Source organism: Mesorhizobium sp. B2-3-15, from assembly GCF_006442875.1.
Lineage (GTDB): Bacteria > Pseudomonadota > Alphaproteobacteria > Rhizobiales > Rhizobiaceae > Mesorhizobium > Mesorhizobium australicum.
In genome coordinates this window covers 90,040-104,867 of the sequence record NZ_VFVO01000009.1, presented here as the reverse complement: position 1 = coordinate 104,867, position 14,828 = coordinate 90,040, and the positions used below count along the sequence as shown (strand labels likewise).

The following is a 14,828-nucleotide window of genomic DNA, read 5'->3' as shown; positions in this document are numbered from 1 at the left end:
GATCAGCCCTACCGCTCGCCATCAAGCTTTCAATCAGGCTGTTGCGCGGCGATCGCGGCCAGGAAAACCGCGCCGAACTCCTTGAGCTTGGCCCCTCCCACGCCATTCACTTCGGCAAAGGCGTCGAGGTCGCGCGGGCGGCGGTCGGCCATGTCGATGAGCGTGCGGTCGGAAAACACCACATAGGCCGGCACCTGTCGCTCCTTGGCGAGCCGTAGCCGCAGCGACTTGAGCGCCGCCAGCAGCGAAGCATCGACGCCCTCGGCTCCGGCGGCGGCGCCTTCCCCGGAACGCTTCCTGCCGCGCGCCAGAGGGTCCCGCGTCTCGACGCGATACTGGAATGCAATCTCGCCACGGCCGAGCGCGCGGCCGCTTTCGGAGATGGCGAGACCGCCATGGCCCTCGGGATCCGGCATCAGGAACCCGCCGGCCACCAGTTGCCGGACCAGCGACAGCCACACTGTCTTTCTGTGCGCGGCGCCGGTGCCGAAACTGCTGAGTGTTTGATGAGCTCTCGCCAGCACCTTCTCGGTCTCGTGGCCAAGCAGGATATCGATGACATGGGCCGCGCCGAAGCGCTCGCCGCTCTCTGCGACCGCCGCCAGGATCTTCCGCGCTTCGGCACTGCCATCGGCGCGCGGCGCCTGGTCGAGGCAGTTGTCGCAATTGCCGCAGGCCTGGGCCTCTTCGCCGAAATAGCCGAGCAGCACCTGGCGGCGGCATTGCGCCGTCTCGCAATAGCCGATCAGCGTGTCGAGCCGGCGGTGTGACCGCCTCTTGTGCTCTGACGAGGCATCCTCGTCGTCGATGAACAGCCGGCGCATGCGGATGTCGCCAAGGCCGTAAAGCATATGCGCCTCGGCCTCGCGTCCGTCGCGGCCGGCACGGCCGATTTCCTGATAATAGGCTTCCAGGCTGCCCGGCATATCGGTGTGGAAGACAAAGGCGACATCAGGCTTGTCGATGCCCATGCCGAACGCGATGGTTGCCACCATGACGACGCCGGACAAGGTCATGAAGGCGTTTTGATTGGCTTCACGCGCCTCCTTGCTCATGCCGGCGTGGTAAGCGAGCGCGGTGACGCCGTTGCGCTTCAGAAAGGCCGCGATCTCTTCCGTTTTCTTGCGCGACAAGCAATAGATGATGCCGCTCTTGCCCGCATGGCGCTCGATGAAGCCGAGCAGCTGGCGCTTGCTGTCCTGCTTGGGCGCGATGGCCAGCTTGATGTTGGGCCGGTCGAAACCGAGCACCAGCGTTTCGACCTGCTCGGCGAACAGGCGGGCGGCGATGTCGGTACGCGTGCTCTCATCAGCCGTCGCCGTCACCGCGATGATCGGCACATTGGCAAAGATACCGCGCAACCGGGACAGATCCTCATATTCGGGCCGGAACGCCGGACCCCATTGCGAGATGCAATGCGCCTCGTCGATGGCGATCAGGCTGACGTGGAGCCTGGAAAGGGCGTCCAGCATGCGCTCGGTCATCAGCCGCTCCGGCGCCAGATAGAGCAGCCGCGTCTGGCCAGATGCCACACGGCGCCAGGCCGCGACATTGGCCTCGCGGTCGAGCGAGGAATTGATCGTATCGGCCGCCACGCCGGCAAGCCGCAGCGCCGCGACCTGGTCCTGCATCAGAGCCACCAGCGGCGAGACGACGAGGGTGAGCCCGCCCAGAACCAGCGCCGGAACCTGGTAGCAGAGCGATTTGCCCGCGCCCGTCGGCATGACGGCCAGCACATGGCGCCCGCTAAGCAGTGTATCCATCACGTCGGCCTGGCCGGGGCGAAAATCGTCGAAGCCGAACACCTCCTTCAGGACGCGCCGCTTGGGATCCCCGGCCCTGATGCCCGCCGCCTGAGCCGGCATCAGACAGTCACCTGGCGGCAAGCGATTTTTCGCGTACGGGAGAGATCGGGGAAGACGGTCAAGGGCAACTCCTTGTGAGGCCTTGGAGTAGCTCACCGCTCATCCCATCACAACAGCCCTCTCAATGCCCTCGGCAACACCGCCGGCGACGCCTTCCCCAGCGGCACACGCACCCCTGATGGATTCCGCCGCGTTGCGATGTAAGCTTGCCCTCGCCGATACGCCACGGAGGGCGCGATGCTGCAGGTGAGACAGGATTTGCTGGGCGAGCGGTTCCGGCTGCAGCGCGCCGCCTTCAAGGCACAACCCTTTCCCGACCTTGGCGTCCGCAAGGACCGGCTGAGGCGCCTGCTGGCGCTGACCGAGCGGCACGAGACCGAAATCTGCGCTGCGATCGATGCCGACTTCGGCGGCCGCTCGGCGCATGAGACCCGCCTGGCCGAACTGTTCGTCGTGCGCGCCGGCATTCGCCATGCGCTCGCCCATGTCGGCGGCTGGATGCGGGAGCGCCGCGTTGCCACCACCTTGCCGTTTCTGCCAGGCAGGAACCGCCTCGTGCCGCAGCCGCTCGGCGTCGTCGGTATCGTGTCTCCCTGGAATTATCCTTTTCAGCTCGCCGTCGCGCCGGTTACGGCCGCGCTTGCCGCCGGCAACCGCGTGCTGGTCAAGCCTTCCGAACTGACGCCGGCTTTTTCCGGGCTGCTGACCAGGCTGGCTGGCGAAAATTTCGCCCCGGATGAACTCAGCGTCATCGCCGGCGATGCCGATACGGGGAAAGCCTTCGTCTCGATGCCGTTCGATCATCTGCTGTTCACCGGTTCGACGGCGGTCGGACGCCAGGTTGCGATCGCCGCCGCCGCCAACCTGACCCCGGTCACGCTCGAACTCGGCGGGAAGTCGCCGGCGATCCTCGACCCCTCCTGCGATCTCGACACTGCGGTCGCCAGCGTCACCTATGGCAAGCTGTTGAATGCCGGGCAGACCTGCATCGCGCCGGACTATTTGCTGGTGCCGAAGGGACAAGCAGGTACGGTCGCCGCGAAGCTCGCAATCGCCATGGCGCGGCTCTACCCCTCGCTGCGCGACAACCCCGACTATACCGCCATCATCAGCGATCGGCATTACCAGCGTCTGCGCGCTATGATCGCAGAAGCGCGCGACACGGGTGCCGATGTCACCGAGATCAACCCGGCCGGCGAGGACCTCGGCAATGCGGGCCGGAAGCTTCCGCCGACCCTGGTCAGCAACGCAGGCCCGGACCTGAAGCTGATGCGCGAGGAGATTTTCGGCCCGGTGCTGCCGATCGTCGAATACGCCACGCTCGACGACGCGATCGCTTATGTGAACCAGGCCGACCGGCCGCTGGCGCTCTACTGGTTCGGCAACGACGGCGGCAACCGCCAGCGCATCCTGCGCGAGACGGTCGCCGGCGGCGTCACCATCAACGACTGCATGCTGCATCTGGTGCAGGAGAACCAGCCCTTCGGCGGCGTCGGCGCCAGCGGCATGGGCGCCTATCACGGCGAATGGGGTTTCCGCACCTTCAGCAAGGAGAAACCGGTCTTCCTGCAGTCGCGCTTGAGCGCAGGGAGCCTTCTGCGGCCGCCCTACGGCAAGACGTTCGAACGGCTTTTCGGCCTGCTCAGGCGCATCACCTGACGCGCATTAAGTCTATCTTCACCATGATGCGGCAGCTTTCGCACTCTGCGGTGATGTTTTGAGTACCGCGGCGCCATTGGCGCCCAGGCAACAACCCGCGCTTCCCTGGAGGCGCGGGTTTTTCCGTTGGCCCAGAAATCGTCGGCGACCCGGTCAGGCGAGGAAATCGGCGCGGTGCGGCGTAAAACTGTCGACCAGCCGCCCCGCCTCGAGCGCCTTGACGCCGTGCACCAGGCCGGACGGCACGATGAAGCTGCCGCCGGTCTCGACGATTTCGGTCCGGCCGCCGATGGTCACCTCAAAACGGCCTTCGGCGACATAGCTCGCCTGCACATGCGGATGCGAGTGCAAGGCGCCGACACCACCCTTGTCGAAACCGAATTCGACCATCATCAGTTCGTCGGTAGTGAGGAGAACCCGCCGGCGATTGCCGTCCGGGGTCGGCGTCCAGTCACCCTGGCCGGCATGCGCGAAAATCTTCGGCTCGGTCATCGTCTTCTCCTCATCGCGCCAGCCATCCCCCATCCACCGGCACCACCGCGCCATGCATATAGTTCGAGGCCGGCGCCAGCAGAAAGACGGCGGCATCGCCAATGTCTCCGGGCTCGCCCCAGCGGCCGGCGGGAATGCGCCCGAGGATGGCCGCGCTGCGGTCGGGATCGGCGCGCAGCGCCTGCGTGTTGTTGGTGTCGATATAGCCCGGCGCTATGCCGTTGACGTTGATGCCCTTCGCCCCCCACTCGCAGGCGAGCAGCCTGGTGATGCCGAGCACGCCATGCTTGGACGCCGTGTAGGACGCGACGCGGATGCCGCCCTGGAAACTCAGCACCGAGGCGATGTTGACGATCTTGCCCTGGCGTCCACCGGCAAGGAGGCGCCGCGCAAAGGACTGACACAGCAGGAAGACGGACTTCAAATTGACGTCGATCACGTCGTCCCAGTCGGCTTCGCCGAGATCGACGGCATCGGCGCGCCGGATGATGCCGGCATTGTTGACCAGCCCGTCAATCGGACCGTTTTGATCCCAGACGCGGTCCAGCATCGGTCCGACTGCTGCCGTGTCGGCAAGATCGATGCTCACCGCCTTGAATTGGCCGCCCACCGCGCCGACCTTGCTCGCGGTGTCGTCCATCGATGAGCGGCCGACGCCGATCACGGCGCCACCGGCGCGCGCGACCGAGATGGCAATACCTTGGCCGATGCCGGTGTTGGCGCCGGTCACCAGGATGCGCTTGCCGGCCAGGCTGAAGGCGGAGAGGTCGCTCACCGCAGCATGTCCATCGCCACCGGATCGACATCGGTGTAGTCGACATTGTCGCCGGCCATCGCCCAGATGAAGGCATAATTGGACGTGCCGGCGCCTGAGTGGATCGACCAGCCCGGCGACAGCACCGCCTCCTCGTTGCGCATGACGATGTGACGTGTCTCGTCCGGCTCGCCCATGAAGTGGAAGACGCGGGCCGCCTCGGGCAGGTCGAAATAGAGGTAGGCCTCCATGCGCCGGTCATGCACATGGCATGGCATGGTGTTCCAGATCGAGCCCGGCGCCAGCTGCGTCATGCCGACGACGAGCTGGCAGGTTTTTGTTCCCCCGGCATGAATGAACTGGAAGATCGAGCGCTCGTTGCAGGCCTCCTTGCTGCCGAGATCGAGGCGCTTGGCGTCATCGAGGCGGATCAGCCGGCTGGGATGAGCCTGATGCGCCGGGGCGCTGAGCAGATAGAACTTGGCGGGGTCGTTCCTATCAGCAGAAGCGAAGGAAACCGTGTCGGTGCCCATGCCGAGATAGAGCATGTCGCGCGCCCGCAGGTCGAAGGACTGGCCGCCGGCTTCGATCGTGCCGGCACCGCCGATGTTGACGGCGATCAATTCGCGCCGGTCGAGAAACCCCTTGGTGCCGGTCGGCTTGATCGCTTCCAGTGGCAGTGCCGTTGCCGCAGGCACGGCGCCGCCGACGATCATGCGGTCGTAGTGCGTGTAGGTCAGGCTGATGCGCCCGGGCTGGAAGAGATCCTCGATATGGAAATTATGGCGCAGCTCATCCGTTCCCATGGCGGCCGCCGCCGCCGGGTCGATGGCGAAGCGCGATGTGTAGTCGGTGTGGTTCTGGCTCATTTCTGTCCTGGCTTTCGGTGGATCATTCGCCTGCGGCCGCCTTGACCGAGCTGGCGTAGTAGGCCTGCCGCGCCTGCAGCCGCTCGCGGTAACGCTGCTGGCTGGCGCCGAGATGGGTGCGCATCGCCTCGCGCGCGGCTTCGGCATCGCCCGCCGTGATCGCGTTCAGGATCACCAGATGCTCGCGCTGCAGCCCGCGCTGGTAGCTGTCGGACTGCGCCAGTTCGGTCGACCAGGGCGAGGTCACGTCGCACGGAATGGCGCGCCGGCCGAGCACGTCGAGCATCTCGACATAGAAGGGGTTGTTGGTGGCGCTGGCGATGGCGCGATGGAAGGCGAGGTCGGCCGGACCGGTCGGCTGGCTGCCGAGCAGCAGCCGCTCGAACTCGAAGAAGGCTTCCTGGATCGCCGCCTCCTGCGCGGCGTTGCGACGGATGGCAGCGAGCCCAGCCGATTCGATCTCGATCGCCAGCCGCACCTCGAGCACGTTGAGCGCGACCGAATCCTTGGCTCCCATGTCGGCGGCGAGCGCCCCGAACATGGTCGAAATATGCTCTGTGACGAACACCCCGGCGCCCTGCCGCGGCTCGACCAGACCGTCGGCGGCAAGCTTGGCCAGCGCCTCGCGGATGACGGTTCGGCTGACGCCGAAGGTTTCGGTCAGCTGGCCCTCGGTCGGCAGCTTGTGGCCGGGCAGGATCTCGCCCGCCTGCAACTGCTTGCGGATCGCCCCCACGACGGTTTCCGACAGCTTGGGTTTTCTCTCGACCCTGAGGTCGTTTGCGGTATCGGACACCTCGGTGACCTCCTAGTGCAATTCCACGAAAAGTGCGTAGCGGCTTTCCGCGTGGAATTGCGTAAACACAAAGAGTTAGAGCGGTTCAACGATTCCAACGATCGCCGAACCGCTCTAATGGAACAGGCTCGGCAGCCACAATGAGATTTCCGGCACGTAGGTGACAAGCATCAGCACGGCGAAGGCGGCGCCGTAGAATGGCCAGATCGAGCGCATCGCGGTCCAGATCGGAATTCGCCCGATGGCGCAGCTGACGAACAGAACAGCGCCGACCGGTGGCGTGCAAAGCCCGATGCCGAGATTGAGGATGAGGATCACGCCGAAATGCACGGGATCGACCCCATAGGCCATGACGACAGGCAGGAAGATCGGCGTCGTGATGATGATCAGCGGCGACATGTCCATGAAGGTGCCGAGAATGAGCAGGACGACGTTGATCAGCAGCAGGATCACCAGCTTGTTGTCGGACACCGACTGCAGAAAGGCGACCAGTGCCGCCGGTACCCTGAGATAGGCGAGCAACCAGCCGAAGGCCGCCGCGCAGCCGATGATCATCAGCACCATGGCCGTGGTGCGCACCGACGCCGTCGTCGCCGCGACGAAGTCGCCCCAGCTCATCGAGCGGTAGATGATCAGCGTCACCAGGAAGGCGTAGACGATGGCGATGCAGGAACTCTCGGTCGCGGTGAAGACACCGGACCTGACGCCACCGAAGATGATGGCGATCAGGATGAGCCCGGGAATGGCCGCGACAAGCAGTTGCAGGGCCCGGCCGAAGCCGGCGAAGGGCTCCGTCGGATATCCCCGGCGGCTGGCGACCCAATAGGCCGTTGTCATCAGCGACAGCGCCAGCAGCAGACCCGGCAGCACGCCAGCCGTGAACAGGTCGGCGATCGAGATACGGCCGCCGGCGGAGATCGAATAGATGATCATGTTGTGGGACGGTGGAATGAGAAGCGCGATGATGGCCCCGACCGAGGTGATGTTGACGGCATAGTCGACGCCGTAGCCGCGCGCCTTCATCTGCGGGATCATCAGGCCGCCGACCGCCGACGCATCCGCCACCGCCGAGCCGGAGATGCCGCCGAACATGGTCGATGCGGCGATGTTGACCTGCCCCAGACCGCCGCGCAAATGACCGACCAGGGAGCCTGCCAGCGCGACCAGCCGCGCGGCGATACCACCGCGCACCATCAGGTCTCCGGCGAAGATGAAGAACGGGATGGCCATCAGCGAAAAGACGCTGACCCCGGAATTCAGCCGCTGGAACACCACGACCGGCGGCAAGCCAAGCGTGAGGATCGTGGCAAAGCTGGCAACGCCGAGGCAGAAGGCGATCGGCGTGCCGATGACCAGCAGGAACACGAAGGTGCCGAAGAGGACGATCAGGGCCATGGTTCAGGGCTCCTCGCCGGTTGCATGAATGTCGGCGTCGACGGGCAGGCCGGCAAAGCGCCCGGCCAGCCGTTCCAGCGAAAACAGGCAGACCAGCGCCCCACCCAGGATGACCGGCAGGAAGCTGACGCCGCCCGGCAGGGCAAGTGACGGCATGACCGTGTTCCAGGTCAGCCTGGCCAATTGCACGCCATAGACGATCATGCCGGCGCCGAAGGCCAGCACGACAAGGTCGGAAATGCTGCGCAGTACCGCCTTGGCCGAAACAGGCAGGACATAGAGCAGCACGTCGAAGCCGAGATGGGTGCGTTCGCGCACGCCGACGGCGGCGCCGAGAAAAATGAACCAGCCCATCAGCAGAACCGAGAAGGATTCCGTCCAGCTCGGCGAACGGTTCAGCACATAACGCGAGAAGACCTGCCAGAAGATGATGATCGTCATCAGCGTCAGGCCGGCGCCGCTGATCCAAAGCGCCAGCCTGGCAAGCCCTGACAGGACCCGCTCCGCACCCAGCCAGAATCCTCGCATGGCCGACATGTCCGAAGGCAGCGCGGGCGCCTCCGCGCTGCTCGATCCATTGCCCCTGCCGTTCATTTCTCGGCCTGTATGCGGGCGGCCAGATCCTTCAATTCGGGCGTCGACAAGTACTTGTCGTAGACGGGCTTCATCGCTTCGATCAGCGGCTGTTTGTCGATCTCGCTGACCTTGACGCCCGCGGCCTCGACGATGCCGCGCGACTTCTTCTCCTGCGCGTCCCACAGTTCGCGCATCTTGACGACGCTGTCCTTGGCTGCCTGGCGCACGATCGCCTGGTCTTCCGGCGAGAGCTTGTCCCAGCTTGCCTTCGACATGACCAGCACTTCCGGCACGATCTGGTGTTCGTCCATCGTGTAATGCTTGGCCACTTCGTAGTGCTTGGCGGATTCGAAGCTCGGCCAGTTGTTTTCGGCGCCGTCGATGACGCCGGTCTGCAGCGCCGAATAGACTTCGCCATAGGCCATCGGCGTGGCGTTGGCGCCAAGCGCGTTGACCATGTCGACGAACACATCGGACTGGATGACGCGGAACTTCATCCCTTTCATGTCCGCCATCGAGGTAATGTCCTTCTTGGTGTTGTAGAAGGACCGAGCACCGGAATCGTAGAAGGCGAGGCCGACGAGATCATGCGCCTCGAACGCCTTCAGGATCTGGTCGCCGACAGCGCCGTCCATGACGTGGCGCATGTGCTCGACGGAGCGGAACATGTAGGGCAGCGACGGCACGGCGGTCTCCGGCACGATGCCGTTGAACGGTCCCATCGAGACACGGTCGAGGTCGATGACGCCGGCCTGGGTCTGCTCGATCGTGTCCTTCTCCTCGCCGAGCTGCGCCGAGTGATAGACCTCGATCGAATAGCGGCCGGCGGTGCGCTGCTTGATCAGGTCGCCCATGTACTTGACCGCCTCGACGGTCGGGTAGCCGTCCGGATGGGTATCCGAGGATCGCAGCACGGTTTCGGCGTTGGCAGCGCCGATCAGCAGCGAACCGATGGCGAATGTCGCCGCCGTCAATTTCGAAAAATGCAACATGACTTCCTCCCTTTGAAAATCGAAACGCCCGGCTCAGAGCCGGTACGCATTCTTGGCAAGCGTGTAGGCAAGCTCCTTCGCGAGTTCATGCGCCTCGTCCTCACGCAGCCTGTGCTCGGCGACGAGACGCGCCAGGAACGCACAGTCGACCCGCCGCGCCACGTCGTGGCGGGCCGGTATCGACGGAAAGGCGCGCGTGTCGTCGTTGAAGCCGACCGTGTTGTAGAAGCCGGCGGTCTCGGTGGTCATCTCGCGGAACCGGCGCATGCCTTCCGGGCTGTCGTGGAACCACCAGGCCGGCCCGAGCTTCAGCGCCGGATAGACGCCGGCCAGCGGCGCCAGTTCGCGCGCGTAGCTGGTTTCATCCAGCGTGAACAGGATGACGGTCAGGTCGCGCTCCAGCCCGACGCAGTCCAGTAATGGCTTCAATGCCGTGACATAGTCGGTCCGGGTCGGGATATCGAAACCCTTGTCCCTGCCGAATTTCTGGAAAGCGGAAGCCGAATGATTGCGCATGGAGCCGGGATGGATCTGCATGACCAGCCCGTCGTCCCGGCTCATCTTGGCCATCTCGGTCAGCATCTGCGCGCGAAACAATTTTCGCTCGCGCTCATCCTGCGAGCCGGCGCGGACCCGGTTGAACAGCTCCTGCGCCGCCGCGTCGGAAAGATTGGCGGTCTCCGCCGTCGGATGACCGTGATCCGACGAAGTCGCGCCGAAGCTCTTGAAGAAGGCGCGCCGCTGGCGATGTGCGTCGAGATAACCGGCCCAGGTCCCGGTATTGCAGCCGGTGATCTCGCCGAGCCGATCGAGATTGGCCGAAAAGCCTTCAAAATCGGGATCGACGACGGCGTCTGGCCGATAGGCGGTGACGACACGGCCCTCCCAGCCACTGTCGCGGATCATCTGGTGCCATTTGAGATCGTCGAGCGCGCCTTCGGTCGTCGCGATGACCTCGATGTTGAAGCGCTCGAACAGCGCGCGAGGGCGGAAATTCTCCCACTGCAGCAGCGTTGCGATCGTGTCGTAATGGCGGTCGGCGGTCGCGGCGCTCAACGGCTCTTCGATGCCGAACAGATGCGCAAGGACATGGTCGAACCACAATCGGGTCGGCGTGCCACGAAAGAGGTAATAGTGTTCGGCGAACAACCGCCAGATCGCCCTGCCGTCGGTCTCGACGGGCGCACCATCGAGGGTCGGCACGCCGAGAGCCTCCAGCCGCACGCCCTGACTGAACAGCATGCGAAAAATATAGTGGTCCGGCACGATGAGCAGTTGCGCGGGATCGGGGAACGGCTCGTTCAGCGCATACCAGCGCGGGTCGGTATGGCCGTGCGGGCTGATGATGGGCAGGTCCTTGATGCCGGCATAGAGAGCGCGGGCGATCGACAGCGGACGCGCCTCGGCTGAAAACAGCAAATCCGCATTGGTCAGTGCCACGGCCATCCTCCGGCTCCATGGGTAGGATCGGTCAGAAATAATGTCAACATACAAAAATTGGATTGTTGTATGATGACTCCTAGGCAAAGCTGAGCATTGTCGGCGGACGCCGTCAGTGTTACCCCGCAAATCGTTCCACGAGATGAGTGCCGAACCGATGACAGACCGCCGCCTTTCCAACCGCATGGCGCAGGCATTGCCGGCCGAGGTCGCCGCGCCTCGATATGATCGTGGCGCAATCACGCCGGGCATCGTGCATCTGGGCGTCGGCGCCTTTCACCGCGCCCACCAGGCCGCTTATATCGATGAATGCCTGGCGGCCGGAGAAACGGACTGGGGCATATCAGGCGTGTCGCTGCGCAGCGCGGAAACGCGCGACGCGCTGGCGCCGCAGGACGGGCTCTACACCTTGGCTGTGCGCGGCAGCGGCGGCGAGAAGCTGCATGTCATCGGCTCGATCGGCTCGCTGCTGGTGGCGCCGGAAGACCCGGAAGCGGTGCTGGCGGTGCTGGCCGATCCGCGTACCCGCATCGTGACGCTGACGATCACCGAGAAAGCCTATTTGCGGGCGGCCGGCGGCGGATTGGACGCAGCGCATGCGGACATCGTCCACGACCTGGCCAATCCGCGAACACCGAAGACGGCGCATGGTTTTCTGACCGAAGCGCTCGCCCGGAGGCGGGGCGCTGGCACCCCGCCCTTTACCGTGCTTTGTTGCGATAACCTGCCGGCCAACGGCGCCACCTTGCACCGGCTGCTGATCGAATTCGCCACGCTGCGCGATGCCAGTGCCAGTTCGGCGGGCAATGCCGGAATGGCCGACCACATCGCCAGTCACGTCGCATTTCCCTCAAGCATGGTCGACCGCATCGTGCCAGCCACGACCGACGCCGACAGGGCGCGGATAGCGGGCGAACTTGGTATTGAGGACGCCTGGCCCGTGATGACGGAACCCTTCCGCCAGTGGGTGATCGAGGACGATTTCCCGACGGGCCGTCCGGCCTGGGAAAAATTCGGCGTCACCATGGTTGGGGATGTCGCTCCCTTCGAGGACATGAAGCTGAGGCTGCTCAACGGCGCGCATTCGGGCATCGCCTATCTCGGCCTGCTCAGCGGCCACGCGACGGTCGACAGTGCCTTCGCCGATCCGGCGATCCGGCGGTTCGTCGACGCGCTATGGCAAGAGGCCATAACAACATTGCCGGACGACGCCGGCCTCGACCCATCAGCCTATACCGCCGAGCTTGCCGAGCGTTTTTCGAACACGGCACTTGCCCACCGTACGGCGCAGATCGCCAATGACGGCAGCCAGAAACTGCCGCAGCGCATTATCGCCTCGGCTGTCGAGTGCCTCGAAGCCGGCACCGAGCTGGTCCATCTCACGCTGGTGGTGGCTGCCTGGATCGCCGCCTGCGCGGCGCGCGGAAAGACGTTGCCGGAAGGCCATTTCACCGATCCGCTCGATGCGCCGATGACCGCGCTTTTGGACCAGCAGCTGCCGGCGAACGAAACCGTGACGGCGGTGTTTGACATGGCCGGCTTCGCCCGGGATCACGCCGAGCGCCAGACGCTGATCGAGCTCGTGGCCGTCCATCTCGTCCACCTGCGACGAGACGGCCCGACTTTGGCCTTCGCCGCGCTCGGCATAGAAGCCGAAGGACAGCAAGGCGCGAGCGGTACAGAACCTTGATGTCGGCGGCGCAGCGCCCCCTCTGTCCTGCCGACGTCGCGCAACTCCGGCACCGCCGCCACATCAACTCTCACGCCATAATGTCCCGACAAACAAAAAAGCGGGGCAATGCCCCGCTTTCAATCCGTTGTCCCGCGACGCGTTTCAGGCCGGCAGGATCGCGCCTTCCAGCGTGGTGAGCTGGCTAAGGAATTGTTCGGCCTTGCTGCGCGCCTGGTCGTCCTTGGCGTCGGCAGCATCTTCCCTGGCTTCCTGGATGCGGCGGGCGAGATCGGCGCGGTCGACATCCTTCACCGCGACAGCCGATTCCGCCAGCAGCGTGCAGCCGGCCGGGACGATGTCGGCGAAGCCGCCGAACACGACATAGCGTTCTTCGCTGCCCGAGGCGCTCTTCACCGTGACGACACCCGGCTTGATCGTGGTCATGACCGGTGCGTGATGAGCCATGACGGTCATCTCGCCTTCGGCGCCTGGAATGACGACGGATTCGACCTCGGCGGAAACCAGCAGGCGCTCCGGTGAGACCAGTTCGAACTTGAAAGCTTCAGCCATGTCAATTTAGTGAGTAGGGAATAGTGAGTAGGAAGTAGGGCAAGAGAACAACTATCCGACTCGCCCAGCTGCTATTCACTACTGACTACTGACTACTCCCTATTCGCTTGATTTACGCCGCTTCTGCCGCGAGGCGCTGTGCCTTCTCGACCGCTTCCTCGATGCCGCCGACCATGTAGAAGGCGGCTTCCGGCAGGTGGTCGTAGTCGCCGTTGCAGAGGCCCTTGAAGCCCTTGATGGTGTCGGCGAGGTCGACCAGCTTGCCCGGCGCGCCGGTGAACACTTCGGCGACGAAGAAGGGCTGCGACAGGAAGCGCTCGATCTTGCGGGCGCGGGCCACCGTCTGCTTGTCCTCTTCCGAGAGCTCGTCCATGCCCAGGATGGCGATGATGTCCTGCAGCGACTTGTAGCGCTGGAGGATCGACTGCACCTGGCGGGCGACGCCATAATGCTCGTCGCCGACGACCAGCGGGTCGAGCATGCGCGAGGTCGAGTCCAGCGGATCGACGGCCGGATAGATGCCCTTCTCGGCGATCGAACGGTTGAGCGTCGTCGTCGCGTCAAGGTGAGCGAACGAGGTCGCCGGCGCCGGATCGGTCAAGTCGTCGGCCGGCACGTAGATCGCCTGCACCGAGGTGATCGAGCCCTTGGTGGTGGTGGTGATGCGTTCCTGCAGCGCGCCCATGTCGGTGGCGAGCGTCGGCTGGTAGCCCACGGCCGACGGGATGCGGCCGAGCAGAGCCGACACTTCGGAACCCGCCTGCGTGAAGCGGAAGATGTTGTCGACGAAGAACAGCACGTCCTGGCCCTGGTCGCGGAAATATTCGGCGACCGTCAGGCCGGTCAGGCCGACACGGGCGCGCGCGCCCGGCGGCTCGTTCATCTGGCCGTACACCAGCGCTGCCTTGGAGCCTTCGCCGCCCCCCTTCTTGTTGACGCCGGATTCGATGAACTCGTGATAGAGATCGTTGCCTTCGCGGGTGCGCTCGCCGACGCCGGCGAACACCGAATAGCCGCCATGTGCCTTGGCGATGTTGTTGATCAGCTCCTGGATCAGCACGGTCTTGCCGACACCGGCGCCGCCGAACAGGCCGATCTTGCCGCCCTTGGCGTAAGGCGCCAAGAGGTCGAGCACCTTGATGCCGGTGATCAGGATCTGGGCTTCCGTCGACTGCTCGACATAGGTCGGAGCCGGCTGATGGATCGAGCGCATTTCGATTGCGTCGACCGGGCCTTCTTCGTCGACCGGCTCGCCGATGACGTTGATGATGCGGCCGAGCATGCCCGGGCCGACCGGCACGGTGATCGGAGCGCCGGTGTCGCGCACTTCCTGGCCGCGCACCAGGCCTTCGGTGGAGTCCATGGCAATGCAGCGCACGGTGTTTTCACCCAGATGCTGGGCCACTTCGAGCACCAGGCGGTTGCCGACATTGGTCGTCTCGAGCGCGTTCAGGATCGCCGGCAGGTGATCGCCGAACTGCACGTCGACAACGGCGCCGATGACCTGGCGAACCTTGCCGACAACGCCGGTGGCTTTCGTGGCCACGGCCTGCGTCTTGGCGGCCACGGCCTTGGCCGGCGCCGCTGCTGCCTTGGCCGGAGCAGCCTTTGCCGCCGCTGCCGGAGCCCTGGCCGCTTTCACTGGGGCTGCTGCCTTGGGGGCTGCCGCCTTCGGAGTTGCCTTCTGGGGGGTCGCTGCTTTCGCCATCGTCTTTACCCTTTTCGTCCTTTGTTTCTCACGCGGTCCG

General features: G+C 64.8%; 13 protein-coding genes. 2 read left to right on the top strand and 11 right to left on the bottom strand.

What is annotated here, in order from left to right:
• Positions 1 to 29: 29 nt before the first annotated feature.
• Positions 30 to 1,865 (bottom strand): DNA helicase RecQ, encoded by a 1,836-nt coding sequence (gene recQ, locus FJ954_RS19330; RefSeq protein WP_140662562.1) that lies wholly within the window; start codon positions 1,863 to 1,865, stop codon positions 30 to 32.
• Positions 1,866 to 2,102: 237 nt separating this feature from the next.
• On the opposite strand from recQ, the gene FJ954_RS19325 reads away from it, so the two are divergent.
• Positions 2,103 to 3,524 (top strand): coniferyl aldehyde dehydrogenase, encoded by a 1,422-nt coding sequence (locus FJ954_RS19325; protein ID WP_140662560.1) that lies wholly within the window; start codon positions 2,103 to 2,105, stop codon positions 3,522 to 3,524.
• A 153-nt stretch (positions 3,525 to 3,677) separates the two neighbouring features.
• Here the strand turns inward: FJ954_RS19325 and FJ954_RS19320 are convergent, their stop codons facing one another.
• From FJ954_RS19320 to uxaC, 8 genes are all read right to left on the bottom strand, one after another.
• Positions 3,678 to 4,016 carry a cupin domain-containing protein gene (locus tag FJ954_RS19320; protein WP_140662558.1) on the bottom strand — a complete coding sequence of 113 codons (339 nt, stop codon included), beginning with the start codon at positions 4,014 to 4,016 and terminating at the stop codon, positions 3,678 to 3,680.
• 10 nt (positions 4,017 to 4,026) lie between these two features.
• On the bottom strand, positions 4,027 to 4,791 hold the full coding sequence (gene kduD, locus FJ954_RS19315) for a 2-dehydro-3-deoxy-D-gluconate 5-dehydrogenase KduD (protein WP_140662556.1): 765 nt from the start codon (positions 4,789 to 4,791) through the stop codon (positions 4,027 to 4,029).
• Entirely contained in the window at positions 4,788 to 5,639 is an 852-nt protein-coding gene (kduI, locus tag FJ954_RS19310; protein WP_140662554.1) for a 5-dehydro-4-deoxy-D-glucuronate isomerase, read from the bottom strand. The genes kduD and kduI overlap by 4 nt, the downstream gene beginning before the upstream one ends.
• Positions 5,640 to 5,661: 22 nt before the next feature.
• A complete protein-coding gene (locus tag FJ954_RS19305) occupies positions 5,662 to 6,435 on the bottom strand; it encodes a FadR/GntR family transcriptional regulator (RefSeq protein WP_140662553.1) in 774 nt (257 codons plus the stop codon).
• Positions 6,436 to 6,549: 114 nt separating this feature from the next.
• Positions 6,550 to 7,830, bottom strand: coding sequence for a TRAP transporter large permease (locus tag FJ954_RS19300; protein ID WP_140662551.1), 1,281 nt, complete (start codon positions 7,828 to 7,830; stop codon positions 6,550 to 6,552).
• A 3-nt stretch (positions 7,831 to 7,833) separates the two neighbouring features.
• Positions 7,834 to 8,358, bottom strand: coding sequence for a TRAP transporter small permease (locus FJ954_RS19295; RefSeq protein ID WP_041163297.1), 525 nt, complete (start codon positions 8,356 to 8,358; stop codon positions 7,834 to 7,836).
• 62 nt (positions 8,359 to 8,420) lie between these two features.
• Entirely contained in the window at positions 8,421 to 9,398 is a 978-nt protein-coding gene (locus tag FJ954_RS19290) for a TRAP transporter substrate-binding protein (protein WP_140662550.1), read from the bottom strand.
• A gap of 33 nt (positions 9,399 to 9,431) precedes the next feature.
• Complete coding sequence (gene uxaC, locus FJ954_RS19285; protein ID WP_181177872.1) at positions 9,432 to 10,844, bottom strand: glucuronate isomerase; 1,413 nt, start codon at positions 10,842 to 10,844, stop codon at positions 9,432 to 9,434.
• 151 nt (positions 10,845 to 10,995) lie between these two features.
• On the opposite strand from uxaC, the gene FJ954_RS19280 reads away from it, so the two are divergent.
• Positions 10,996 to 12,528, top strand: coding sequence for a mannitol dehydrogenase family protein (locus FJ954_RS19280; RefSeq protein WP_181177871.1), 1,533 nt, complete (start codon positions 10,996 to 10,998; stop codon positions 12,526 to 12,528).
• A gap of 144 nt (positions 12,529 to 12,672) precedes the next feature.
• On the opposite strand, the gene FJ954_RS19275 is transcribed toward FJ954_RS19280, so the two are convergent.
• Complete coding sequence (locus tag FJ954_RS19275; RefSeq protein WP_015315174.1) at positions 12,673 to 13,080, bottom strand: F0F1 ATP synthase subunit epsilon; 408 nt, start codon at positions 13,078 to 13,080, stop codon at positions 12,673 to 12,675.
• 112 nt (positions 13,081 to 13,192) lie between these two features.
• Positions 13,193 to 14,788, bottom strand: coding sequence for a F0F1 ATP synthase subunit beta (gene atpD / locus FJ954_RS19270; protein ID WP_181171137.1), 1,596 nt, complete (start codon positions 14,786 to 14,788; stop codon positions 13,193 to 13,195).
• Positions 14,789 to 14,828: the final 40 nt, after the last annotated feature.